This is a genomic window from Sphingosinicella flava, assembly GCF_016025255.1.
Lineage (GTDB): Bacteria > Pseudomonadota > Alphaproteobacteria > Sphingomonadales > Sphingomonadaceae > Allosphingosinicella > Allosphingosinicella flava.
Genome location: NZ_CP065592.1, coordinates 160,079 through 184,400, shown reverse-complemented (window position 1 = coordinate 184,400; position 24,322 = coordinate 160,079). Strand labels below are relative to the sequence as shown.

Genomic DNA, 24,322 nt, shown 5'->3' with positions numbered 1-24,322 from the left:
GGCCATGAACGGGCCGCAGCCCACCGACTGGCGGAGCGACGCGATGCAACGCCGCATCCGGCGGCGCTATGCGGCCGAGCGGCGCTTCAAGGCGGTCGGCTTCGGCGCGGTTTTGCTGTCGGCCGCGTTCCTCGCCTTCCTGCTCGTCACCATGCTGTCGAACGGTCTTAGGGGATTTACCCAGACCGAGGTGCGGCTGGACATGAACTTCCCGGCCAGCACTTTGATCCTCGATCCGCAAGTGCTGCGCGGCCCGGGCGCCGACGCGGCGTTGGCGGCGGCGGATATCGACGGCGCGGTGCGTGCGGCCGCCACCGCACAATATGGCGCGGACGGCGCGAACCTGCTGTCGAACGGCGCATGGCTGCGCGTGCGCGAGGCGATCAAGGCCGATCCTTCCGTGCTGGAGCGCACCGAGACACTTTGGCTTCCGGCCTCCAGCGGCCTTGACCTCGCCGCCAAGAGCGACGGCACTCCGGAGGACGAACAACGTTATCGGACGCTGGACGCCCGCGATGCGGTCAAGACCGGGATCAACTGGGGCTTCCTGACCGGCGCCGACGCGACCGATCCGACGCTCGTCGGCATCTGGGGCGCGTTCAAGGGATCGCTGCTGACCATGCTGGTGACGCTGGCCCTCGCCTTCCCGATCGGCGTGCTCTCCGCCGTCTATCTCGAAGAATATGCACCCCGGAATCGCTGGACCGACCTCATCGAAGTATCGATCAACAACCTCGCGGCGGTGCCGTCGATCATCTTTGGCCTGCTCGGGCTCGCGGTGTTCCTCAATTTCATGCACCTGCCGCGTTCGGCGCCGCTGGTCGGCGGCCTGACGCTGGCCCTGATGACCATGCCCGTCATCGTCATTGCGGGCCGCAACGCGATCAAATCGGTGCCGCCGTCGATCCGCGACGCGGCGCTCGGCATCGGCGCGAGCCCGGTGCAGGTCGTGTTTCACCACGTCCTGCCGCTCGCCCTCCCCGGCATCCTCACCGGCACGATCATCGGCATGGCCCGCGCCTTGGGCGAGACGGCGCCGCTGCTGATGATCGGCATGCGCGCCTTCATCGCCTCGCCTCCGGGCGGGATCAGCGAGCCCGCGACCGTGCTGCCGGTGCAGATCTTCCTGTGGTCGGACGAGGTCAGCCGCGGGTTCGTGGAGAAGACGTCGGCGGGGATCATCGTCCTCCTCGTCTTCCTGCTCGCGATGAACGGCCTCGCCATCTACCTACGCAACAAGTTCGAGAGACGCTGGTGAACGCAATGACCGACATTTCCACGCCGAAGATGACCGCGCGCGGCATCAACGTCTTTTATGGCGACAAACAGGCGATCAACGATGTCTCAATCGACATCACTCAGGAGGACGTGACCGCCTTCATCGGCCCGTCGGGCTGCGGCAAATCGACCTTCCTGCGCACCTTGAACCGCATGAACGACACCATCGCCAATGCCCGCGTCGAGGGGCAAATCGCGCTGGACGGCGAGGACATTTACGCCTCGTCGATGGATGTGGTGCAGCTCCGCGCCCGGGTCGGCATGGTGTTTCAGAAGCCCAATCCCTTTCCCAAGTCGATCTATGAGAATGTCGCCTACGGGCCACGCATCCATGGCCTCGCGACGGGCAAGGCGGAACTCGATCAGATCGTCGAAAAGTCGCTGCGCCGCGCGGGTTTGTGGGATGAAGTGAAGGACCGCCTGGCCGAAAGCGGCACCGCCCTCTCCGGCGGCCAGCAGCAGCGCCTCTGCATCGCGCGCGCCATCGCGGTGAACCCGGAAGTGATCCTGATGGACGAGCCTTGCTCGGCGCTCGATCCGATCGCGACGGCGAAGATCGAGGAGCTGATCCACGAACTGCGCGGCCGCTACGCCATCGCCATCGTCACCCACAACATGCAGCAGGCGGCGCGCGTATCGCAGCGCACGGCCTTCTTCCACCTCGGCACGCTCGTCGAATATGGCGACACGTCGGAAATCTTCACCAATCCGCGCGAAACCCGCACCAAGGATTATATCACCGGCCGCTACGGCTGAGAAGGATCACGACCATGGCCAGCAGTGGACATACGATCAAGGCGTTCGACGACGAGCTCGACCAGTTGCGCGGCAGCATCGCGCAGATGGGCGGCCTTGCCGAGGAAGCGATCAAGGAAGCGATGCGGGCGCTCGTCCAGCGCGACACCGAGGCCGCCGCGCGGGTCGTCGAAAACGACAAGAAGATCGACGCTCTCGAAGCAGAGGTGGAGCGCACCGCCGTCCAGATCATCGCCCTCCGCGCGCCGATGGCCGACGACCTGCGCGATGTGGTCGCCGCGCTGAAGATCGCGGGCGTGGTCGAACGGATCGGCGATTATGCCAAGAATATCGCCAAGCGCGTGCCGGTGCTGGAGCAGATGGGGAAGATTGCCCCCCTCGCCCTCCTCCCCGAAATGGGCCGGATCGCGGGCGAGATGGTCGGCAACGTGCTGAACGCCTTCGCCGCGCGCGATGCCCAGGCCGCGCTTGCCGTCTGCGAGCGGGACGAGGCGCTCGACAATTTCTACAACAGCATCTTCCGGACGCTCCTCACCTTCATGATGGAAAATCCGAACAACATCACGCAGGCGACCCATCTCCTCTTCATCGCGAAGAATCTGGAGCGGGTCGGCGATCACGCCACCAACGTCGCCGAAATGGTCTATTTCGCCGCGACGGGCGAGAAGATGGCCGAGCGCTCCAAGGGCGCGGACCCCGCCGAGGGCTGAAGAGATGGCCAAGGGGCGCATCCTTCTCGTCGAGGACGACCAGAGCCTGGCCGAGCTTTTGACATACAATCTTGAGCGCGAGGAATTCGAGGTCGAGCATACGACGGACGGCGACGAGGCGCTGATGCTCGCCCAGGAAAGCCCGCCCGATCTCGTCCTGCTCGACTGGATGATCGAGGGTGTGTCGGGCATTGAGGTCTGCCGCCGCCTCCGCCGCTATCCGGAAACCGCCAACGTGCCGATCATCATGCTGACGGCGCGCGGCGAGGAACCGGACCGGCTACGCGGTTTCGAAACCGGCGCCGACGATTATGTCGTGAAGCCCTTCTCGCCCAAGGAATTGGTCGCCCGCGTCGGCGCGGTGCTGCGCCGCGTGCGGCCCGCATTGGCGGGGGAACAACTTGCTTACGCGGACATCGAAATGGACATCGTCAGCCACAAGGTGAAGCGCGGCGGCGAAACAATCGCCCTTGGTCCCACCGAATTTCGACTTCTGAAGCATTTCCTGGAGCATCCCGGCCGCGTCTTCTCCCGCGAGCGGTTGCTCGACAGCGTCTGGGGGCGCGAAAGCGACATCGAAGCCCGGACCGTCGACGTCCATATCCGCCGCCTCCGCAAGGCGATCAACGAAGGGGGCCGGGCGGACATCATCCGCACCGTCCGCTCGGCGGGCTATGCGCTCGACAGCGAAGACAGGCTCTAGGGGATAAAATCCGCGCCAGCATCGTTGGAGGCACGGAGGGGCTGAATGGCCGGCCCTCGGGCCGCTAGGAGGTCTGATGAAGACGATGCTTTTCACCGCCGCGCTGCTGATCGGCGGCGCCGCTCTTGCACAGGATACGAAGACAAGCGAAATCAAATCGGAAACCGAGGCCGAGGTCCAGACCACGGCCGAGACACCCCCCGCCACCACGGACACCACGACACGCATGACCACGCGGGAAGGCATCACCGCCGAAGGCACCGATCCGTCAGGCGTTGCCGTAGCGCCTCCGGGCACCAACATGGTCGCTACCCCCGCCGGTGGTGGCGTCGTGGTCGATCCAAATCAGAGCGCGGCCTTCACGACGCGGGCGGCAACCAAGGATTATCCGCGCTGTTCGCGCACCGTGACCGATAATTGCGTGCAAGGACGGCCGCGTCGCTGAGGCAAAGCGGAGTATATCAGCCAGCTGTATTGCCGTTATATAACAGCAATGCTATGATGCGCCTTCCTTAGGGAGGAAAGCATGTATAGCGAAAGCGATCTGGAAGCGGCTGTAGCGGCGGGAGCGATGAGCCCCGATGCCGCCATTCGCCTGCGCAACTTCGTGGCCGAGAGCCGCGCCATGCCAGCGGTGGACGAGGAACATTTCCGTCTCCTGACCGGCTTCAACGACATCTTCGTGTCCATCGCGGCGGCGATCCTGCTCGTCGCCATGGGCTGGATCGGCAACGCGATCCCGCCGCAGGTGGAGGTGGGCGGCCCGTCGCCCTTTACCGGCCTGCTCGTGGCGGCGACCGCGTGGGGCCTCGCCGAATTTTTCACCCGCAAGCGGCGCATGGCGCTGCCCAGCATCATCCTGCTTATCGCCTTTATCGGCGGCATCTTCGGCGCCACGGGCTTCACGCTCGTCCTGGCGATCGGCGAGGAGACCCTGCAAAACAACGAGCCACTCGTCGCGCTTGTCGCGGCCGGAGCGGCGGCGGTCGCGGCGGCGGGCGCCTGGCTGCATTGGCGGCGATTCCGCGTGCCGATCACCGTCGCTGCGGGGGTGCTGGCCCTTGTCGGCCTGGTATTGGCGCTGATCGCTTATGTAGTTGGCGATGTGCCGGAACTGCAGAACATTCTGCTTGGCTTTGGTCTGGCGCTCGGCGTCGGCGTATTCCTACTCGCCATGTGGTGGGACGGGTCCGACCCGCGCCGGGAGACGCGGCGGTCGGACGTCGCCTTCTGGCTGCATCTTCTCGCCGCGCCGCTGATCGTCCATCCGGTCTTCAGCCTGCTCGGCCTCAACGACGGTCATGCCACCACCGGCGAAGCGGTCGTCGTGCTGGCGGTCTATGTCGCGCTTGGCCTCACCGCCATCGCGATCGACAGGCGGGCCCTGCTCGTATCGGCCCTCGCTTATGTTCTCTGGGCATTGAACGATCTGTTCGAGCGGTTCGGGGCGGTGGAGCTGAGCTTCGCCTTCACGGCGCTCATCATCGGATCGGCCCTGCTTCTGCTTTCCGCCTTCTGGCATACGGCACGGACGAATGTGGTGCGGGCATTGCCGGGGGGCCTTCAGGCCCGGCTGCCGGTGCTGGATCGGGTCAGCCCGCTACCAGCTTCATAAGGCGGCGTTCGATCGGTGCGAGAACGGGGCCGAGTTCATGGCCCCGTTTGAGCACCACGCCATGTTCCCCGATCAGCGCCCACATGCCTTGCCGGTTGCGCAAGGCCGGGCGCTTTTCGATTCTGACCTCCGGATGCTCGGCGGAGCGGCGGAAGGCGGCGAAGGACGCCGCTTCCTTGCCGAATTCCATCGCATAATCCTTCCAGTGACCGGCGGCGACCATGCGGCCGTACAGATCGACGATGCGGTTCAGTTCGCGTCGTTCGAAAGCGACCTGGCTTAGCGGCGCGGATGCGGGAAATGAGGTGATGTCGCCCATCAGGCGCGATCCCGCCTTCCTTCATCGCGCGCATCAATCATCTCCTGCAATTTTTTTCGCAACTGCTCGATCTCGCATTGCAGGATTTCCAGCTTCTGGGTGGCGGGATCGAAGGCTTCGGAGCAGGGGGTGCCATAAGGCACGAAATTCTTCGCATAATCCTGCGCGTCGAGCAGGGTGGAGCGCGCCGGAATGCCGATCATCGTCGCGCCTTCCGGCACGTCCTTCGTCACCACCGCATTGGCGCCGACCCGGGCACGGTCGCCGACATGGATCGGCCCCAGCACCTGCGCGCCCGAGCCGATGATGACATTGTCGCCGATGGTCGGATGGCGATGCCCCGCCTCCCCGCCCGCCGGATTGGTGCCGCCGAGGGTGACGTTCTGATAGATGGTGACGTTATCGCCGATCACCGCCGTCTCACCGATCACGGTGAAGCCATGATCGATAAAGAAATTGCGGCCGATCTTGGCGCCGGGATGAATGTCGATGGCAGTGAGGAAACGGGCGAGATGGTTGATAAGCCGAGCGAGGAAATAAAGCTCGCCCTTGTAAAGCCAGTGTCCGACGCGGTGGAAAGCCAAGGCCCAGACGCCAGGATAGAGCAGAATTTCCCAACGGGACCGCGGGGCGGGATCGCGCGCCTTAACAGAATCGAGATAGGCGACGAGTCCAAACAGCATAGATCAACCCGCGATGGTTTCGGTCTGGATCGAAGATAGGATGAGGCCCATCCGATTGCCAGCGGCACGATCAGGGCTGCATTTCATCGATAGAATTGATAAGTTGCAGCGATCTGATCGAGGCCGCCGATGAACACCTATCTCCCGACCCTGAAACAGTTGCAATATCTCGTTGCGCTAAAGGATCACGGCCATTTCGGCCGCGCCGCCGAAGCCTGCTTCGTCACGCAATCGACCCTGTCGGCGGGCCTTCGCGAGCTGGAATCGCTGATCGGCATCACCCTTGTCGAACGCACGCGCCGCGTCGTGCGTTTCACGCCGCTGGGCCTGCGCATCGCCGAGAAAGCGGAGCGGGTGTTGCGCGAGGTGGACGAACTGGCCGACATGGCGCGCGCCGCCGGAAAGCCGCTTGCCGGTGAATTGCGGCTCAGCGTCATTCCGACCATCGCGCCTTTCCTGCTGCCCCGTCTCCTTCCGCGCTTGCGCCAGCAATGGCCGGAGCTGAAGCTGTTCTTGCGCGAGGAAACGAGCCAAGCCGCGTGCGATTCCCTGCATCGCGGCCATGTCGACTGCGTCCTTCTCGCCCTTCCTTATGCATGCGGCGAGGTTGAAAATGCCGACCTGTTCGAGGATCGGCTATTCGTCGCCTTTCCGCCGGGCGAGCAGCCGCCCGCCCATGTCACGCCCGCCAGCATTGACGAGCATCGCCTGCTGCTGCTGGAGGACGGCCATTGCCTGAAGGACCACGCGCTTGCGGCGTGCAACCGGCCCGAATTGCGGGCGGAGGCGACCATGCTCGGCACATCGCTCCACACGCTGATTCAAATGGTCGGCAATGGCCTTGGCATGACGTTGGTGCCGGAAATGGCGGTGCAATCGGGCCTGCTCGACAATACAGGGGCGACGGCGCGGCCGCTGGAGGCGGATCACCCCAGCCGCCGCATCGCCCTCATCTGGCGCAAGGGCAGCCCGCGCGTGAAAGAGTTCCGGCTGTTGGCGCAGGCTCTGAAGACGATCACTAAGGAAGGTATGGGCCGCGCAGCCTAACTTGTTCCCCGGCGAAAGCCGGGGTCCAGCCGTTCGGTCTGTGCCGCTGGGCTCCGGCTTTCGCCGGAGCACAACAGGCTTAGGCAGCCTGCGCTGCCTCTTCCTCTGGAACCTGCCGGATGAGATAATCGAAGGCCGAAAGCGCCGCTGCCGATCCCTGTCCCATGGCGATGACGATCTGCTTGTAGGGCACGGTCGTCGCGTCGCCTGCCGCGAACACGCCTTCGATCGACGTGTGGCCGCGATGGTCGATCTCGATCTCGCCGCGCTGGGTGAGCGCGACGGAGTCGGTCAGCCATTCGGTGTTCGGCACGAGGCCGATCTGAACGAATATGCCTTCCAGTTCGACGAGATGCGTGTCCTCGCTATTGCGGTCCTTGTAGGTGAGGCCGATCACCCTCTCGCCATTGCCATGCACTTCGGTCGTTAGGGCCGACGTGACCACTGTCACGTTGAGGAGGCTGTAGAGCTTGCGCTGCAGCACCGCGTCGGCGCGGAGCTGGCTGTCATATTCGATCAGCGTGACATGCGACGCGAGGCCCGCAAGGTCGATCGCCGCTTCGACGCCGCTATTGCCACCGCCGATCACCGCGACGCGCTTGCCCTTGTAGAGCGGTCCGTCGCAGTGCGGGCAATAAGCGACGCCGCGATTGCGATATTCGTCTTCGCCCGGCACGTTCATCTGCCGCCAGCGGGCGCCGGTGGACAGGATGACCGTCTTCGCCTTGAGCGACGCGCCGTTTTCCAGTTCGACAGTGGCAAGGCCGCCCGGACGATCCGCCGGAATGAGCTTGGCCGCCTTCTGAAGGTTCATGATGTCGACGTCATAATCCTTCACATGCTGCTCGAGATGCGCGGCGAGTTTCGGGCCTTCCGTGTGGGAAACGGAAATAAAATTCTCGATCGCCATGGTGTCGAGCACCTGGCCGCCGAAGCGTTCGGCGACGATTCCGGTGCGGATACCCTTGCGCGCGGCATAAATGGCCGCTGCGGCGCCCGCCGGGCCGCCCCCGACGACGAGGACGTCGAACGGCTCCTTGGCCGCGATCTTCTCGGCCGCGCGCGCCACGGCGCCGGTGTCGAGCTTGGCGAGGATCTGCTCCAGCTCCATCCGGCCCTGGCCGAAGGGCTCGCCGTTCAGGAACACGCTCGGCACCGCGAGCACCTTGCGGCTGTCCACTTCTTCCTTGAAAAGCGCCCCGTCGATGGCGACGTGGCTGATCCGGGGATTAAGGACGCTCATGAGGTTCAGCGCCTGCACCACGTCCGGGCAGTTCTGGCAGGACAGCGAGAAATAGGTTTCGAACCGGAAGTCGCCGTCCAGCGCCTTCACCTGTTCGATCACATCGTCGCTGACCTTGGGCGGATGACCGCCGACCTGCAGCAGGGCAAGAACGAGCGACGTGAATTCATGCCCCATCGGAATGCCGGCGAAGCGGACCGCGATGTCGGTTCCCGCGCGGCGGATGAGGAAAGAGGGCTTGCGGGCATCGTCATCCGAACGGATGAACGAGACGAGATCGCTCAGTGAGGCGATATCCTCGAGAAGGCTCTGCAGCTCCTTAGATTTGGCGCCATCGTCCAAGGACGCGGCCAGCTCGATCGGCATCTTCACATTGGCCAGATAGGCCTTCAGCTGCTCCTTGAGATTTGCGTCAAGCATGATGGTTTCCTGTTGCTTTGGAATGTTCCGGCGAATTGATCACTTTCGTTCCCCGGCGAAGGCCGGGGTCCAGCCGCTCGATCTGTGCCACTGGGCTCCGGGCCTTCGCCGGAGCACGCTTAAATCCAAGTGTTGCAGGCCCGGAAAGCCAGGGGGAGGGGGAGAGGCTTTCCGGGCCTACGTTCGCGGCAGAGTTAGATCTTGCCGACGAGGTCCAGCGACGGAGCGAGCGTGGTTTCACCCTCTTCCCACTTGGCCGGGCAGACTTCGCCCGGATGCGCGCGGACATATTGGGCGGCCTTGATCTTGCGGATCAATTCCTCGGCATTGCGGCCGACGCCTTCCGAGGTGATTTCGACGAGCTGTATGATGCCATCCGGGTCGACGACGAAGGTACCGCGATCGGCGAGGCCCTGGCCTTCGCGCATCACGCCGAAATTATTGGTGACGGTGCCGTTCGGGTCGCCGATCATGGTGAACTTGATCTTGCCGATGGCGGGCGAGCTGTCGTGCCATGCCTTGTGCGAGAAATGCGTGTCGGTCGAAACGCTGTAGATTTCGACGCCCAGCTGCTCGAACGTGGCGTGATTGTCGGCCAGGTCTTCAAGCTCGGTCGGGCAGACGAAGGTGAAGTCCGCCGGATAGAAGAAGAAAACCGACCATTTGCCGCGCGTATCGGCGTCCGTGACGGTCACGAACTTGCCGTCGCGGAAAGCCTGGGCGGTGAACGGTTTGATCTCGCTGTTGATGATGGACATGAGGCCTCCTGTTATTGCCAGGCCCATGTAGGAAGCGCCATGCAATCGACCAAGCGAATAAGTGCGGTTAAAGTGATCGATTTTTTCGATCAGGGTTGGCAGGCACTATCAATAGCGCAGGCTCAGCTTGTTTCTTTTCCCGTAGAGGCATAGAAATTTCAGGTGAGGAGAGTCGAGATGAAGCAGGTTTTTCGCTTGATGCCTGGCGTCGCGGCGCTCCTTCTCGCCTTTCCGGCCTTGTCGCAATCCTCGGACACCCTTACTCCGGCGCCTTCCGAAGATCCTTATGACCTCTCCCTCGGCCACAATCGTTCGCGCCTCACCGTGCCGGTCAGAGTCGATGGCCAGGGCCCTTTCAATTTCGTGATCGACACAGGCGCGGAGCGCACCGTCATCGGCTCGAGCCTTGCCGAAAAGCTCAGGCTGGCGCCGGGCCGGGGCGTCACCATGCACAGCATGAGCGGCGTCGATTTCGTGCCGACCGTTATCATCCCCCGCCTATCGGTGAGCGACAGAAAGACGGTGACCGGCATTCAGGCGCCGGCGCTCAAGGAAGCGCATCTTGGGGCGGTCGGCATGCTGGGCGTCGACAGCCTGCAGGCGCAGCGCGTGACGTTCGATTTCAAGAATAGCCGGATGACGGTGATGCCGTCGAAGGAAGCCCGCAAGAAACGGTATGGAAATGCCATCGTCGTCACGGCCCGCAGCCGCTTCGGGCGACTCGTCCTCGTCGATGCCAAACTTGACGGCCAGAAGGTTTGGGTGGTGATCGATACGGGATCGGAAGTATCGGTCGGCAACAGCGTTTTGCGCGCCAGGCTCGAAAAGCGGAAGCGGCTGAAGGAAACCGAGCCCGTCGAGATGGTGAGCGTCACGGGGGAGCGCGTGATGGCCGATTATACCCGTGCCGACGAACTCGTGTTGAGCGGCGTCACCGTCAAGGACATGCCCATTGCCTTTGCGGATGTGGCGCCTTTCGAAAAGCTGGAGCTTACCGAAAGGCCCGCTTTGCTGCTCGGCATGGACGCGCTCCGGGCGTTTTCCACAGTGTCCGTGGACTTCGCCGAGCGGAAAGTGCGCTTCATCACCTCCCAGCCGGGCGAGGACGGGAATTTCAGGCTGGCCGCCCTTCCCTGATCAATCCATGTGCTTCAAGCCGACGCGCAGATAATCCCAGCCGGTGACGAGGGTCAGCACGGCGGCCGCCCACAGGCTGACGAGGCCCGCGTCCTTGACCCACGGCCATTGCGGCACGGCGCCCGCGAAGATGAGCGCGCCGAGAGAGACAAGCTGGAACGTCGTCTTCCACTTGGCGAGCCGGCTTACGGGGACGGATACCTGAATGCCGGCAAGGAATTCGCGGAGCCCCGACACCATGATCTCGCGCAGCAGGATGATGAGCGCGGCGATGGCGTGGACGCCGGAAAGGGTGCCGATGAAGACGAGCATCAAGATGACGGCGGCAACCATGATCTTGTCGGCAATGGGATCGAGGAAGACGCCAAGCCGCGACACCGTGCCCCGTGCGCGGGCGAGATAGCCGTCGAAATAATCGGTGATGCCCATCATGCAGTAGACCGCGAAAGCCAGCGCATAATCGAACCAGCCGCCGCCCGGCCACAGCAGGAAAACCAGGATCGGCACGGTGACGATGCGCGACAAGGTCAGGATGTTGGGCAGGGAAAGCATCGAAGACAGGTCTTAGCCGCTTTTGGCGTGAAATGAACCGGATTGTTGAAGCCTTCCGTCATTGCGAGCGAAGCGCGGCAATCCAAGTGCCCCACCGATCGCTTCGTCTGTTCGCCATGACGGCCAGCCTGGGAAGCGCCTCGCCATTGGACGACCCTGAAAAGGACGCTATGAGCGGCGCCCATGATCCCTCATTCCAGCCAGTTCTGACCCATGCAGGCTTCGTTTCAGCTTCTGCGCCGCCGCCGCTTTCTGCCCTTGTTCGCGACCCAATTTCTCGGCGCGTTCAACGACAATCTCTACAAGTCGGCGATGGTGATCCTAGTCACTTATGCCATTTACAGCGACCCCACGAAGGAAGCGACGTTCAACGCCATTGCGGGCGGCCTCTTCATCCTCCCTTTCTTCCTGTTTTCCGCGCTCGCCGGGCAGCTCGCGGACTCAAGCGACAAGGCGAAGATCATTCGCATCGTCAAGACGGCCGAGATTTTCATCATGATCGCGGGCGCGGCGGGACTCTTGCTTCACAATATTCCGCTGCTGCTCACCGCCCTCTTCGCCATGGGCGTCCATTCCAGTTTCTTCGGGCCGATCAAATATGCGATCCTGCCCCAGCACCTCAAAAGCGACGAGGTCTTGGGCGGCACCGGCCTCGTCGAAGCGGGCACCTATTTCGCCATTCTGATGGGCACGATCGCGGGCGGCCTCCTCGGTCGCAATCATTATGAAATCGCGGCGGCAGGCGTCCTGTGCGTCGCGATCGTCGGCCGGATCGTCGGCGGCATGGTCCCCCCCGCCCCTCCGGAAACGGACGCCCCGCCTTTGAAGATGGACTGGCATATCGTCCGCTCGTCGATCGCGCTCGTGTCGGCCACGCTCCACATTCCCCGCCTGTTTCTGTCCATCGCCGCGATCAGCTTCTTCTGGGCGCAAGGCGCGGTGCTCGCGGCCCAATTTCCACCACTCGTCAAGAATGTGCTGGGCGCCAACGAGGAGGTCGCCACCCTGTTCCTCGCCATTTTCTCGGTCGGCGTTGCCGTGGGATCGGTGCTGATCAACCGCCTGCTCGCGGGCCGGGTGCTCGCCAAATATGCGCCCGCTGCGGCGATCGCGATGGGCCTATTCGTCCTTCATCTCTACTGGAACGTCACCCAGTGGACGCAACCCGAAAACGGGCTGATGGACCTTCATACCTTCATCCGCATCCCGCTGGCGGAATGGGTCATGTTCGACCTGTTCGGCGTCGCGGTGTCCGGCGGCATGTTCGTCGTGCCGCTTTATGCCTTCCTCACCACCACCGTGCCCAAATCGGAGACGGCGCGGACGGTGGCGGCGAACAATATCGTCAATTCGGGCGCCATGGTGCTGGCGGCGATCCTCCTTACCGTTCTCGTGCAAGCAGGCGTGTCCGTGGCCGAAACCTTGCTGATGGTTGCCATCGCCAGCATCGGCGCGGCCTGGATCGCCTGGAAGCTGCACAAGGCCTGCGACGACGAAGCCTGCCGCATCGGCTGACGCGTTAGGCGAGATAGGTGCTGAAAAAAACGAGACCGCCAAGCAACGTATAGCCGAACAGGCGCGCGTCCTCGCCCATGCTCATGGCTATTGCCCCCAAAGGCGGGTCGCGACGGGACTTGCGCCCGAAAATCAGCGGCGAACGTGTCATGCCGCTATGAATTAACGAATTATTTACCTTGTTCCCGCCGCCTCATCCATTGATCGCAAGGCGGGTGCGAATTGTCGTCAATGTCAGCGGCGCGCCGTCAAACTGAGGCGAATGCTTCTTCGCAACACCCGATCGAGCAATTCCGAACGTTGAGCGACCCAGGCATCGCTGTCGAAAATATTGACGATCCGCGCTCGAAGCGAAAAATCCGTGCCGCCCACCCTGAAACTTTTGAGCGCGCCGACGTCGAACGTCGCATAACCGGGCGCGCGAAGGCCGTCGCTTGAACGGACCCGGCGGGAACTGGCGTAATTGGCCTGGCCGTCGATCGACAAGCCATTCATGCCCGGCACCGACCAGTTCAGATTGGCCAGAGCCGTCACGTCCGAAACACCAGGCACTTCCCTCGACTGAATTCCCCGTCGAACCTGCTCGCCGGACCGGCTTGCGTCGAGATAGGCAAGACCCGCGACCATACGGAGGCTCGGCACCAATTTGCCGGTCAGCGACAATTCCAGCCCGCGGTGGCGCAAATTTCCCGAAAGCCCATAAGCGCCGTTGGCGTCGAAACCAGCAGCAGGCTTGCTGATTGTATATGCCGACGCAATCAGCGTGAAATCCGGCGTGATTGCGCCACGCGCTCCGATCTCCTGTTGCACGGCCACGACAACCGGCAAGACATCATTGGCGTTGGCCGCATTCCCGGGCGCCACGCCCGAATCCTCCAGGCCGCGCGTCCATGTGGCAAAGGCGGTCCAATAACGAGAAAAGGCTGCGGCCGCCGATAAATCATAAAGCCACGGGGATTGCACGGAGGCCGATTCGGGCAAGCCGGGGGGGCTGAAGGTGCGCTTGTTGTGGGCCTTTTGCAGGCTTCCCTTCAATCGCAGCCGGGCAAAAGAATGTTCATAGCCGATCCCGGCACTGATTTGCCGGGTGCGATCCAGGGTTTGCGGGAGGAATGGAAGCGGCGGCGGCGCGACGTCCGGCAAGCCCAGATCCTGATCGAGGATGGGAACCCTGACGGATGCTGCCGGGGCGAAGGCGGTGTAGGTTCTCCGCATCCTGATTTCGCCGAAGAACCGCCCGCTCCCGCTCGCTTTCCAGCTCGCGCCCACGGCGCCGGCATAAGCATCTGCATCGCGGGGACGATTAACGGTGATCGATGCCGATCCGGTGCCGTCCTCCTGAAGGGAGTAGAGAACGAAATCGGCGGCATTGAGGTCCAGCCTGGAATATATGAGGGAACCCATGAGGGACAGGCGATCCGTCGGCGCGAAGCGAGAGACGATTCCCGCATTGATATCCTGGCCGTCATGATCGCCCCATGCCGGGAATAATCTATTGGGATGCTTCAGGCGTGGCGGAAGGCGCTCGCCCCGCACGGCGACATTGTAATTCCCGTCGAAGTCGAAATCGTTGATACTGAAGAAAGCGGCGATCGAGCTATCCGCCACCGGCCGCACCTCGCCGATCACGCCGAACCGATAGCTTTGACCGCGAGCCCCGGACGAGCTTCGAAAATAGCTGGATTGGCCGCCGATCAGCAGGCCGCGCCGGGAGCCATCGGCCAAGGCGATCGTGCCTTCGAGCAGATTCCCGCCATAAGGCATCAACGACGCCGATACGCTCGTTTGCGGTGAATCGATCGGCGAACGAAGTCCATATTCGACGAGGCCGGTCGGCGAGGCGAAATCCGCGCCTAGAGCATTATAGCCCACCCGGGTCGTAACCCCTGACAAAAGGGGATCGACCATGTTTCCGACCCGCACGAAATAAGAGCCGGCGAGCCGGTAATTGCCCGACACTTGCAAATTGAGACCCCGAACGAGCGTTTCGGAATAAAGGCCGATCTGCTCAGTTCCAATTCGGACGCCGAATGCATCATCCGCTCTGTCCGCAGCGCGCGCGTCGCCCGTTCCGGTCGGACCGGTCTGGACGGTGCTGGCCGAGGCTATAGGCGGATTGACCAGGATGTAGAGAGGAGCAGCAAAGCCGATCAATTTGGTAGCGCTGAACAATGAACCCCCCGGTCTTCTGTCGATTTCGAAGCGGGCCGATGCCATTCAGGCACAGGGGCGAAAAGCGGCCAATCGACGAACATGCCTTTTGCGTCGATAAATCTCATCCTGTTTAATCATGGGGGGGGTAGCGCAGCGGCAAATCAAGCGAACAGGATACAATCCTGATTGGCCTCACTCGCGACCATTTCGGAAGTGTGGGAAAAGATGGTGGAGCCGAGGGGGATCGAACCCCTGACCTCTACAATGCCATTGTAGCGCTCTCCCAGCTGAGCTACGGCCCCGAACCTTTTCGCGCCGCCGGCTGGGAGCCTGACGGGCTTTGGAGGCGCTGCCTTTAGTGTAGCTGGCAGCGCCCCGCAAGTAGGCTTTTAGATTTCTTCGTCCTCGTCGCCCGGGCCGGCGACGCCGATATCGTCATCGCCGCCCAGATCGACCTCGTCGTCCGGATTTTCTTCGGCGTCCTCGTCGATTTCCAGTTCCTCGGCGGCGAGATCGGCATCATCGACCTGGCTTTCGGCGGCCTGTTTCTTCGGCGCGTCATAAGGAAGCGGCTGCTTGGACTTCAGGACAGGCTCGGGCTCCCACGATACGCCGCATTCGATGCAGGTGACCGGATCGTCCTTGCCGAGATCGTAGAAGCGGGTGGCGCATTTGGGACAAGTGCGCTTGGTGCCCCATTCAGCTTTCACCATGGGTGAGAGAGCCTCCGAAAAAGAGTGAAAAAAGCGGCCATTCCATTGCGGCACGGCCCTGTTGCGGGCGCCTTGCCATAGCCCGGACGCGCTGTCAAAAGCCTTGGCTTCCTTTCCGACGTCAGCCGGATCAAATGTACAGCGTCACAAAGCAACAAATGTCCTTCCGCAGCAGCGGCCCCTTGTCCGGGGAAACCGTCGTTCCAGGCGATAAGTCCATCTCCCACCGGGCCCTGATGCTTGCCGCTATGGCGGATGGGCAGAGCCGGATCCAGGGGCTGTCACCGGGCGGAGACGTGCGCTCGACGGCCTGCGCGCTCCGCGCCATGGGCGCCAGGATCGAGGCCGAAGGGCCGGACACGTGGCACGTGGACGGGGTCGGAACCGGCGGCCTTAACACCCCTCACGCACCGCTCGACATGGGCAATAGCGGCACGTCCGCGCGCCTTCTCATGGGCCTCATCGCCAGCCACCCGGTCACTGCGACCCTCACCGGCGATTCGTCGCTAAGCCGCCGGCCGATGGAGCGGGTCGCCGGGCCGCTCCGCACCATAGGCGCGACAATCGCGGCTTCACCGCAAGGCACATTGCCGCTGACGATCGAGGGCGCCGCCGCCGCCGTGCCGCGCCATCACCGGCTGACCGTGGCGTCGGCGCAGGTGAAATCGGCTCTTCTGCTCGCCGCACTCAACACGCCGGGCGTCACCCGCATTACCGAACCCGTGGCGACGCGCGATCATAGCGAACGCATGCTACGGCATTTCGGCGCAAGGATCGAAGTGGCTGAGGAGCCTGGCGGCGGCCGCACCATCGCACTGGCGGGCAAGGCCGCTTTGACGCCGCAGGACATCGCGATTCCAGGCGACCCGTCCTCTGCGGCCTTTCTGGCCGTTGCCGCGCTGGTGGTGCCGGGATCGAGCATCGTGATCCGCAATGTCGGCACCAATCCGCTTCGCATGGGCCTGTTCGACGCGCTGCGGGCGATGGGCGGCGACATCGTCTTCGACAATGAGCGGATGGTGGATGGAGAGCCTGTTGCCGACATGCGCGTCCGGCATTCGGCGCTTCGCGCCACGGACATCGCGCCCCAGGCCGTGCCGTCGATGATCGACGAATTCCCGATCTTCTTCATCGCCGCCGCCTTTGCGGACGGAACGAGCCGGACAAGCGGCCTGCGCGAGCTGCGCGTCAAGGAATCGGACCGCATCGCCGCCATGGCGGAGGGCCTCCGTGCGATTGGAGCAAGGGTCGAGGAAAACCAGGATGGACTGGCGATCATGGGCAGCGGCGGCGCGCCGCTTCCCGGCGGGGCGACCATCGCTTCTTGCATGGATCATCGCATCGCCATGAGCTTCGCCATCGCTGGCCTTCACTGCTCACAAGCTGTAACGATCGACAGCATGGCGCCGGTGGACACCAGCTTCCCCGGCTTCGTTACGACATTGCAGGAATTGCACAGCGCATGATCATCGCCGTCGACGGACCCGCGGCCAGCGGAAAGGGCACCATCGCCCGCGCTCTGGCACGCCATTACGGGTTACCGCACCTCGATACCGGCCTTCTATACCGCGCCGTCGGCCTCAACCTCTTGCGCTGGGGCGGTGACCCCGACAGCGAGTTCGCCGCCGTGCGCGCTTGCGACTTCGCGCAGATCGATTTCGACGATCCGGAATTGAAGAGCGAGACGGTGGGCGGACTCGCTTCCCGCATCTCCGTTTATTCGCTGGTCCGCGAAACCCTGCTTTCCCGCCAGCAGGAATTTGCGCGGCAGACTGGCGGCGCGGTGCTGGACGGGCGCGACATCGGCACGGTCATCGCGCCCGAAGCCGAGGCGAAGCTGTTCGTCACCGCCTCGCCAGAGGCGCGCGCCACCCGGCGTCATGCCGAGCTCGTCCGCATGGGCAAGGCTGTCCATTATGACGACGTCCTGCTCGACATCCGTGCCCGCGACGAGCGGGACATGGGCCGTTCCACCGCGCCGCTCCTGCAAGCCGCGGATGCGGACTTGCTCGATACCAGCGACATGACTATAGACGCGGCCGTCCAGCGGGCGATTGCGCTCGTGGAAGCCCGGTTACAGCGGAGCGCGTGAGATAGAAGGGCCCAAGGCCCTCATCCGACGCGCCTTTTTGCTTTTCAGGTTTCTTCCCTTGTCTCTTCCGCACGGACGCCGCGACCGGCATGAGGCCGCCGCGGCATGTTGGGCCAAGACTGCCGGAGACAACCGGCAGCCGGAAAAAGCAAAGAAGGATCAGCTTTATGGCCACGTCGGCAAACCCGACCCGCGACGATTTCGCGGCACTTTTAAATGAACATCTTGGCGGCGAAAACGAGAATTTCGAAGGCCGTGTCGTCAAGGGCACCGTCACCGCGATCGAAAACGACCTTGCCGTCATCGACGTCGGCCTCAAATCAGAAGGCCGCGTGCCGCTGCGCGAATTCGCAGCGCCTGGTCAGAAGGCCGAATTGAAGGTCGGCGACGAAGTCGAAGTCTATGTCGACCGCGTTGAAAATCATCAGGGCGAAGCGATGCTGTCGCGCGACCGCGCGCGCCGCGAAGCCGCCTGGGATACGCTCGAAACCGAATATGCCGCCGGCAATCGCGTCGAAGGCGTGATCTTCGGCCGCGTCAAGGGCGGCTTCACCGTCGACCTTTCGGGCGCCGTGGCCTTCCTTCCGGGCAGCCAGGTCGACATCCGTCCGGTCCGCGATGTGCAGCCGCTGATGGACCTGCCGCAGCCGTTCCAGATCCTGAAGATGGACCGCCGCCGGGGCAACATCGTCGTGTCGCGCCGCGCGATCCTCGAAGAAACCCGCGCCGAACAGCGCACCGGCCTCATCCAGAACCTGACCGAAGGCCAGGTGATCGACGGCGTCGTCAAGAACATCACCGATTACGGCGCTTTCGTGGATTTGGGCGGCATCGACGGCCTGCTCCACGTCACCGACCTGTCCTACAAGCGCGTCAACCACCCGTCGGAAGTGCTGAATATCGGCGACACCGTCCGCGTCCAGATCGTCCGCATCAATCGCGACACGCAGCGCATCTCGCTCGGCATGAAGCAGCTTGAAAGCGATCCATGGGAAGGCGCGCAGGCCAAATATCCGATCGGCGGCGTCTTCTCGGGCCGCGTCACGAACATCACCGAATATGGTGCGTTCGTCGAGCTGGAAGCCGGCATCGAAGGTCTTGTCCACGTCTCCGAAATGAGCTGGACCAAGAAGAACGTTCATCCGGGCAAGATCGTCTCCACCAGCCAGGAAGTCGAAGTCGCCATTCTGGAAGTGGACGAAGAAAAGCGCCGGATCAGCCTGGGCCTGAAACAGGCTCAATCCAATCCGTGGGCAGCCTTCGCCGAGAAGCACCCGGTCGGCAGCGAAATCGAAGGCGAGGTCAAGAATTCCACCGAATTCGGTCTCTTCATCGGTCTCGAAGGCGATGTGGACGGCATGGTCCATATGTCGGACATCGCCTGGGGCCTGTCGGGCGAGGACGCTCTCAATCTCCACCACAAGGGCGAGATGGTGAAGGCCGTCGTGCTCGACGTCGACGTGGAGAAGGAGCGCATCAGCCTCGGCATGAAGCAGCTTGAACGGGGCGGCGTATCGGCCGCGACCGCGACCGGCGCCGGCGTCAACAAAGGTGAAACGGTCACCGTCACTGTCCTTGAAGTCCGCGACGGCGGTCTTGAGGTGCAGGTCGGCGACGATGGCGCCACCGGCTTCATCAAGCGCACCGATCTTGGCCGCGACCGCGACGAGCAGCGTCCGGAACGCTTCCAGGTCGGCCAGAAATTCGACGCGATGGTTACCGGCTTCGACCGGTCCAAGAAGCCGAACTTCTCGATCAAGGCAATGCAGATCGCGGAAGAGAAGCAGGCGGTCGCCCAATATGGTTCGTCGGATTCCGGCGCGAGCCTCGGCGACATTCTTGGCGAAGCGTTGAAGCAGCGTAACAGCTAAGATCCGATCAAAGGCGGGGCCTTGTCCAAGGCTCCGCCTTTCTTCCCGGATTGGGACAAGCTGCCCGCTCCTGTCCTGCGAAGGATAGTGTTGCCTCCAGCGGCATTCGGTGCAATCAATCTAGATCAATCGCCATGGCCGACGGCCGGCGGTTTCAATCATTTACGCTTTTGGGGGAATTAGCGTGATCCGTTCCGAACTCGTGCAGAAACTTTGCGACGACCATCCCGGCCTGACGGTCAAGGAAATCGAACGCATCGTAACTTCTTTCTTCGACGCCATTTCCGGCCAGCTTCAGAAAGGCGGCCGCGTCGAGCTGCGCGGCTTCGGCGCTTTCTCGACGCGCGACCGCGACGCGCGCAAGGGCCGCAATCCCCGCACCGGCGAAGCGGTGGATGTGGATGCCAAGCGGGTTCCCTATTTCAAGCCCGGCAAGGAAATGCGCGAGCGCCTGAACGTCTGACGGCCGCACCTCTTTCTCCTCTCTTGTCCGGGGGGACGATTAGGAGAAATTGGAATCGCCTTTGCGCAGCCCTTGACCGGGGCGCCTCGTTGCGTCCACGGAGGGTGACGTGCGGACGTGGCGGAATGGTAGACGCCAGAGACTTAAAATCTCTTGTCCTCCGGGGCGTGCGGGTTCGAGTCCCGCCGTCCGCACCAGCTTAAAAAAAAAGGCGTTTTTCGGGACGGAGAGGCCTTCCAGTCATCTGTCCATTCCGACAATTCATCCCGACGATCTGTCAGGACTATTTACTTATTTTAGTGCCCTTTGGACGAGCGGGGTGACCTTGCCGACGATGAAGTCGATGCCCCTCTCGTTCGGGTGAAGGCCGTCCTGAAGCATCAGGGCGGGGTCCGTAACCACTCCGTCGAGAAAAAACGGATACAAAGGCGCGTCATAAGCCTTGGCGAGATCGGGGTAGATGCCATTGAAACTGCCGGCAAAATCCCGGCCCAGATTGGGCGCGGCTACCATGCCCGTTAGCATGACGGGTATGTCCCGGCGCTTCAATTCTTCCAGAATCGCGATCAGGTTCTGGCGCGTTTGATCGGGATCGAGGCCGCGCAGCATGTCGTTGCCGCCCAAGCCGAGGATGACGAGGTCCGGCTTGCGCGGCAGGCCGTCCAAGGTGAAGGACAGGCGTTGCCTTCCCGCCGCCGTCGTATCGCCAGATACGCCGGCATTGTAGACCCGCGCCTTCACGCCATCCGCGTTCAACGCCTCTTCCAATTCGTGCGGGAAGCTCTCGCTCTGCGGCACGCCATAGCCCGCATAGAGGCTGTCGCCGAACGCCAGCACCAGCTTCTGATCCGGCGCCAACGGCGCGCGCTCCACCGCTCCTTTCGTCTCCGAAACTTTTTTCTCGCGCGCGGGCGCATTCGGCTCTTGACGGTCGGAGCAGGCGCTCACCAGATGGAGAGCGAACAAAGCAGCGAAAATATTGAGGCTGCGAGACAAGGACATCCCCCTTTGATGCATGGAACCTTCGATGCAGCCGATATTGCCATTCGCGCGCGCAATGTCACCCTCTCGCTCGGAACAGGCGAAGCGCGAACCGAAATCCTGAAAGGCATCGACCTTGACGTCGCGCGCGGCGAGAGCCTCGCCATCCTCGGCCCGTCCGGATCCGGCAAATCCTCGCTCATGGCGATCCTTTCGGGCCTGGAGCGCGCCAGCGGGGGCGAGGTGTCGATCGGCGGGATCGATTATGGACCGCTCGACGAGGATGCGCTCGCCCGCGCGCGGCGGGGCCGGGTGGGCATCGTGCTGCAATCCTTTCACCTCCTGCCGACCATGACGGCGCTCGAAAATGTCGCGGTGCCGCTGGAGCTGGACGGCCGGAACGACGCCTTCGCCCGCGCGGAAAAAGAGCTGGAAGCGGTCGGCCTCGGCCATCGCCTCACCCATTATCCCGCGCAATTGTCGGGCGGCGAGCAGCAGCGTGTGGCCATCGCCCGTGCCGTCGCGCCTGGCCCCGATATCCTGTTCGCGGACGAGCCGACCGGCAATCTCGACGAAAAGACCGGCCATGCGATCATCGACATATTGTTCGGGCGCCAGAAGGCGAATGGCGCGACCCTGATCATCATTACCCACGATCCAACGCTGGCGCGGCGGTGCGACCGCATTCTCCATATGCTCGACGGCCGGGTCGTATCCGACCAGCGCACGGCAGATATCCGTCCATGACTGGGCTAGGGCTGCGTGCTTGCTGGACCATTGCTCGGCGCGACCTTCATGCACGCTTGCGCGGCCTGCGCCTGCTGTTCATCTGCCTGTTTCTGGGCGTCGCCACGCTCGCGACGATCGGAAGCCTGACGGCGGCGATTACGTCGGAATTGCAGGGACAGGGCCAGAGTCTCCTCGGCGGCGACATTGAGATCGCGATGACACAGCGCGAGGCGACGGATGCCGAAAAATCCGCGTTCCGCGCCTTGGGTGCGATGAGCGAGACGATCCGCACCCGCGCCATGGTGAGCAGCGGCGCGGAAGGGCGTGCGATCCTGACCGAGCTGAAGGGCGTGGACGGCGCCTATCCTCTTTACGGCATGCTGCGGCTTCGGGACATGCCCGCGCCCGAAACCCTCGCCCCGGATGAAGTCTTCATCGACGAGGCCCTGGCTGCGCGCCTGAATGTCCGGCCCGGAAACATGCTTCGCTATGGCGAAGCCACGTTCCGCGTCCGCGACATCATCACGGAGGAGCCCGACCGGGTCGGCGAGGGCTTCACCTTCGGTCCGGTCGCGCTCACCTCGCTCGATGGCCTTCGCCGCACGGGTCTGCTGCAGCCCGGCAGCCTTTACGAAAGCAAATATCGCGTCCGCCTCCCCTCCGGCGCCGATCCGAAAGCGGCGACGGAGCGGCTGGAAGCGCAATTTTCGACGGTCGGCCTCGAACTCCGCGACCGCGACAATGCCGCGCCGGGCGCGAGCCGGTTTATCAGCCGGATGGGCCAATTCCTGTCACTGATCGGCCTCGCCGCGCTCATTATCGCCGGGATCGGCGTCAGCAACGGCGTCTCATCCTACCTCGCGATGAAACGCAACGGCATCGCGACGCTTAAGATCCTTGGGGCCAGTTCGGGGGACATTGCGCGCATCTACATGATGCAGATCGGGATGGTGGCGGCGCTCGCCGTGGCGTTCGGCCTCGCGACGGGCGCTGTCTTGCCCCTTGGAATCATAGCGGTCGTGGGCGATGCCCTGCCGGTCCAGCCGGGCGCGGCGCTTTATCCGATACCGCTCGCCACCAGCGCGGCTTATGGCCTGCTTATCGCCTTCATCTTCACCCTGCCACCGCTCGCCCGGGCACGGACCTTGCCGGCCGCGGCTCTCTTCCGTTCGGTGGTGGAGCAACGGTTCCGGATCGACCGGCGCACTTCATTGTCCGTCGGTGGAGCAGCAGCCGCCTTGCTGGCCCTCATCCTCCTCACTGCTCGCGACCCGCTTTTCGCGGGCATGGTGGTCGGAGCCACGGTCGCGACCGTCTTGATCCTCGCCGGTATCGGCTGGGCTGTGAAGCGGATCGCGGGCCGCTTGCCCCGCGCCCGGCGCCCGCTCGTGCGCTTGGCGGTCGCCAACCTGCATCGCCCCGGCGCGCAGACCGTCCCGCTGGTCATCGCCTTGGGCCTTGGCCTCACGCTCTTCGTCATGCTGGCCGCGATCCAGACGAGCATCACATCGGAAATCACCCGGACGGTGCCGCAAAAGGCGCCGGACCAGTTCGTCCTCGACATTCCGGCCAATGACTCTGGCCGCTTCCAGGCTATCGTCCGGTCCGCGGCACCCAAAGCGGATATCAATCTCGTTCCCAATCTGCGCGGCACGATCACCGCTTATGGAGAACAGCGCGTCGCCGATCTGGAGGAGCTGCCAGAAGGCGGCTGGTTCCTGCGCGGAGAACGGGGCGTCACCTATAGCGACGCCTTGCCCCGCAACAGCGATCTCGTCGCGGGACAATGGTGGCCCAGAAACTATGCCGGTCCGCCGCTCGTATCGCTCGATCAAAATGCGGCGGAGGTTATGCAGGTCGGCATCGGCGATACCCTGACCGTCAGCGTGCTGGGCCGCGAGATCGACGCGCGGATCGCGTCGCTCCGCAAGGTCAATTGGGATTCGCTCGGACTCAACTACGTCCTCGTCCTTTCTCCCAATGCCCTGGCAGGAGCGCCGCACACTTATACCGCCACGATCAGTCTCGACGGCGCGGATCAAGGGGCGCTCACGCGTGCCTTGCTTGCCGCTTTCCCCGCCATTTCGATCATCGACGTGGGCGAATTGATCGGCGAGGTCGTGACCATCCTCGACCAGATGTCGGTCGCCATCGCGCTCGCCGGATCGATCACCATCTTGGCGGGGATCGCGGTGCTGATCGGCGCGATCGCCGCATCGCGTCAGTCGCGCAGCTATGACAGCGTGATCCTGAAGACCCTCGGCGCCACCCGGCGGCAGGTTCTGGCGGCGCAGGCGATGGAATATGCCTTGCTCGCGATCCTGCTCGCCGTCGTCGCGATGCTGCTCGGGACGGTCGCGGCTTATTCCATCGTTGTCTGGCTGTTCGAATTCGGCTGGGCCCCAGACTGGATCGTCGTGCTGCTGACCTTAGGCGCCGGGGCGGTGTTGACGCTCGCCATTGGCCTCATCGGGTCGATCCCGATCATGTCCGTCCGCCCCGCCTCGGCCTTGCGGCAATTGCACGCGGGGTGAGAAAAAGTTCGGCATAGCCGATCCGAAATTCGCGGTTTATCGCTCTTCC

Annotated in this window: 24 protein-coding genes and 2 tRNA genes; 16 read left to right on the top strand and 10 right to left on the bottom strand. The window is 63.3% G+C overall.

Going from position 1 to position 24,322, the window contains the following annotated elements; genetic code table 11:
- Positions 1 to 4: 4 nt before the first annotated feature.
- From pstA to IC614_RS00960, 6 genes are all read left to right on the top strand, one after another.
- Positions 5 to 1,258: a phosphate ABC transporter permease PstA gene (pstA, locus tag IC614_RS00985; RefSeq protein WP_200973037.1), complete on the top strand. Its 1,254-nt coding sequence runs from the start codon at positions 5 to 7 to the stop codon at positions 1,256 to 1,258.
- Between the two features lie 5 nt (positions 1,259 to 1,263).
- A complete protein-coding gene (pstB, locus tag IC614_RS00980; RefSeq protein ID WP_200971900.1) occupies positions 1,264 to 2,034 on the top strand; it encodes a phosphate ABC transporter ATP-binding protein PstB in 771 nt (256 codons plus the stop codon).
- Positions 2,035 to 2,048: 14 nt separating this feature from the next.
- Positions 2,049 to 2,744, top strand: a complete 696-nt coding sequence (gene phoU / locus IC614_RS00975; protein ID WP_200971899.1) for a phosphate signaling complex protein PhoU — start codon at positions 2,049 to 2,051, stop codon at positions 2,742 to 2,744.
- A gap of 4 nt (positions 2,745 to 2,748) precedes the next feature.
- Positions 2,749 to 3,447, top strand: coding sequence for a phosphate regulon transcriptional regulator PhoB (gene phoB / locus IC614_RS00970; RefSeq protein ID WP_200971898.1), 699 nt, complete (start codon positions 2,749 to 2,751; stop codon positions 3,445 to 3,447).
- A 76-nt stretch (positions 3,448 to 3,523) separates the two neighbouring features.
- Positions 3,524 to 3,892 (top strand): hypothetical protein, encoded by a 369-nt coding sequence (locus tag IC614_RS00965; RefSeq protein WP_200971897.1) that lies wholly within the window; start codon positions 3,524 to 3,526, stop codon positions 3,890 to 3,892.
- Positions 3,893 to 3,973: 81 nt separating this feature from the next.
- Positions 3,974 to 5,062, top strand: coding sequence for a hypothetical protein (locus IC614_RS00960; RefSeq protein WP_200971896.1), 1,089 nt, complete (start codon positions 3,974 to 3,976; stop codon positions 5,060 to 5,062).
- Here IC614_RS00960 and IC614_RS00955 read toward each other — a convergent pair.
- Entirely contained in the window at positions 5,040 to 5,381 is a 342-nt protein-coding gene (locus IC614_RS00955) for a DUF2794 domain-containing protein (protein ID WP_200971895.1), read from the bottom strand. The two genes, IC614_RS00960 and IC614_RS00955, sit on opposite strands and share 23 nt — an antisense overlap.
- Positions 5,381 to 6,064, bottom strand: coding sequence for a serine O-acetyltransferase EpsC (gene epsC / locus IC614_RS00950; RefSeq protein WP_200971894.1), 684 nt, complete (start codon positions 6,062 to 6,064; stop codon positions 5,381 to 5,383). Before epsC ends, IC614_RS00955 begins: the two co-directional genes overlap by 1 nt.
- 129 nt (positions 6,065 to 6,193) lie before the next feature.
- Here epsC and IC614_RS00945 point away from each other — a divergent pair, with 129 nt between their 5' ends.
- Entirely contained in the window at positions 6,194 to 7,111 is a 918-nt protein-coding gene (locus IC614_RS00945) for a LysR substrate-binding domain-containing protein (protein ID WP_200971893.1), read from the top strand.
- 79 nt (positions 7,112 to 7,190) lie between these two features.
- Here IC614_RS00945 and ahpF read toward each other — a convergent pair whose 3' ends face one another.
- Positions 7,191 to 8,774, bottom strand: a complete 1,584-nt coding sequence (ahpF, locus tag IC614_RS00940) for an alkyl hydroperoxide reductase subunit F (RefSeq protein ID WP_200971892.1) — start codon at positions 8,772 to 8,774, stop codon at positions 7,191 to 7,193.
- A 194-nt stretch (positions 8,775 to 8,968) separates the two neighbouring features.
- On the bottom strand, positions 8,969 to 9,532 hold the full coding sequence (gene ahpC / locus IC614_RS00935) for an alkyl hydroperoxide reductase subunit C (protein ID WP_200971891.1): 564 nt from the start codon (positions 9,530 to 9,532) through the stop codon (positions 8,969 to 8,971).
- Positions 9,533 to 9,709: 177 nt separating this feature from the next.
- Here ahpC and IC614_RS00930 point away from each other — a divergent pair, with 177 nt between their 5' ends.
- A complete protein-coding gene (locus tag IC614_RS00930; protein WP_200971890.1) occupies positions 9,710 to 10,669 on the top strand; it encodes a retroviral-like aspartic protease family protein in 960 nt (319 codons plus the stop codon).
- On the opposite strand, the gene pgsA is transcribed toward IC614_RS00930, so the two are convergent.
- Positions 10,670 to 11,221 (bottom strand): CDP-diacylglycerol--glycerol-3-phosphate 3-phosphatidyltransferase, encoded by a 552-nt coding sequence (pgsA, locus tag IC614_RS00925; RefSeq protein ID WP_200971889.1) that lies wholly within the window; start codon positions 11,219 to 11,221, stop codon positions 10,670 to 10,672. It abuts the gene before it with no gap.
- 213 nt (positions 11,222 to 11,434) lie between these two features.
- Here pgsA and IC614_RS00920 point away from each other — a divergent pair, with 213 nt between their 5' ends.
- The gene (locus tag IC614_RS00920; protein ID WP_200971888.1) at positions 11,435 to 12,736 is read left to right on the top strand and encodes an MFS transporter; all 1,302 of its coding nucleotides are present in this window, start codon (positions 11,435 to 11,437) and stop codon (positions 12,734 to 12,736) included.
- Positions 12,737 to 12,740: 4 nt separating this feature from the next.
- Here IC614_RS00920 and IC614_RS00915 read toward each other — a convergent pair whose 3' ends face one another.
- From IC614_RS00915 to IC614_RS00900, 4 genes are all read right to left on the bottom strand, one after another.
- On the bottom strand, positions 12,741 to 12,887 hold the full coding sequence (locus IC614_RS00915; protein WP_200971887.1) for a hypothetical protein: 147 nt from the start codon (positions 12,885 to 12,887) through the stop codon (positions 12,741 to 12,743).
- Between the two features lie 83 nt (positions 12,888 to 12,970).
- On the bottom strand, positions 12,971 to 14,908 hold the full coding sequence (locus IC614_RS00910; RefSeq protein WP_207791131.1) for a TonB-dependent receptor: 1,938 nt from the start codon (positions 14,906 to 14,908) through the stop codon (positions 12,971 to 12,973).
- Between the two features lie 208 nt (positions 14,909 to 15,116).
- Positions 15,117 to 15,192 (bottom strand) — tRNA-Ala (locus IC614_RS00905).
- Between the two features lie 87 nt (positions 15,193 to 15,279).
- Positions 15,280 to 15,603 carry a TIGR02300 family protein gene (locus IC614_RS00900; RefSeq protein ID WP_200971885.1) on the bottom strand — a complete coding sequence of 108 codons (324 nt, stop codon included), beginning with the start codon at positions 15,601 to 15,603 and terminating at the stop codon, positions 15,280 to 15,282.
- Positions 15,604 to 15,761: 158 nt separating this feature from the next.
- On the opposite strand from IC614_RS00900, the gene aroA reads away from it, so the two are divergent.
- From aroA to IC614_RS00875, 5 genes are all read left to right on the top strand, one after another.
- Entirely contained in the window at positions 15,762 to 17,069 is a 1,308-nt protein-coding gene (aroA, locus tag IC614_RS00895; protein WP_226372680.1) for a 3-phosphoshikimate 1-carboxyvinyltransferase, read from the top strand.
- Positions 17,066 to 17,695 (top strand): (d)CMP kinase, encoded by a 630-nt coding sequence (gene cmk / locus IC614_RS00890; RefSeq protein WP_200971883.1) that lies wholly within the window; start codon positions 17,066 to 17,068, stop codon positions 17,693 to 17,695. Before aroA ends, cmk begins: the two co-directional genes overlap by 4 nt.
- A 167-nt stretch (positions 17,696 to 17,862) precedes the next feature.
- The gene (rpsA, locus tag IC614_RS00885; RefSeq protein ID WP_200971882.1) at positions 17,863 to 19,566 is read left to right on the top strand and encodes a 30S ribosomal protein S1; all 1,704 of its coding nucleotides are present in this window, start codon (positions 17,863 to 17,865) and stop codon (positions 19,564 to 19,566) included.
- A gap of 184 nt (positions 19,567 to 19,750) precedes the next feature.
- Entirely contained in the window at positions 19,751 to 20,029 is a 279-nt protein-coding gene (locus IC614_RS00880) for an integration host factor subunit beta (protein WP_200971881.1), read from the top strand.
- 111 nt (positions 20,030 to 20,140) lie between these two features.
- Positions 20,141 to 20,226, top strand: a tRNA-Leu gene (locus tag IC614_RS00875).
- Positions 20,227 to 20,320: 94 nt separating this feature from the next.
- Here IC614_RS00875 and IC614_RS00870 read toward each other — a convergent pair.
- A complete protein-coding gene (locus tag IC614_RS00870) occupies positions 20,321 to 21,031 on the bottom strand; it encodes an arylesterase (protein WP_200971880.1) in 711 nt (236 codons plus the stop codon).
- Between the two features lie 9 nt (positions 21,032 to 21,040).
- On the opposite strand from IC614_RS00870, the gene IC614_RS00865 reads away from it, so the two are divergent.
- Positions 21,041 to 21,757, top strand: a complete 717-nt coding sequence (locus IC614_RS00865; protein ID WP_200971879.1) for an ABC transporter ATP-binding protein — start codon at positions 21,041 to 21,043, stop codon at positions 21,755 to 21,757.
- Complete coding sequence (locus tag IC614_RS00860; protein ID WP_200971878.1) at positions 21,754 to 24,273, top strand: ABC transporter permease; 2,520 nt, start codon at positions 21,754 to 21,756, stop codon at positions 24,271 to 24,273. The genes IC614_RS00865 and IC614_RS00860 overlap by 4 nt, the downstream gene beginning before the upstream one ends.
- Positions 24,274 to 24,322 lie beyond the last annotated feature (49 nt).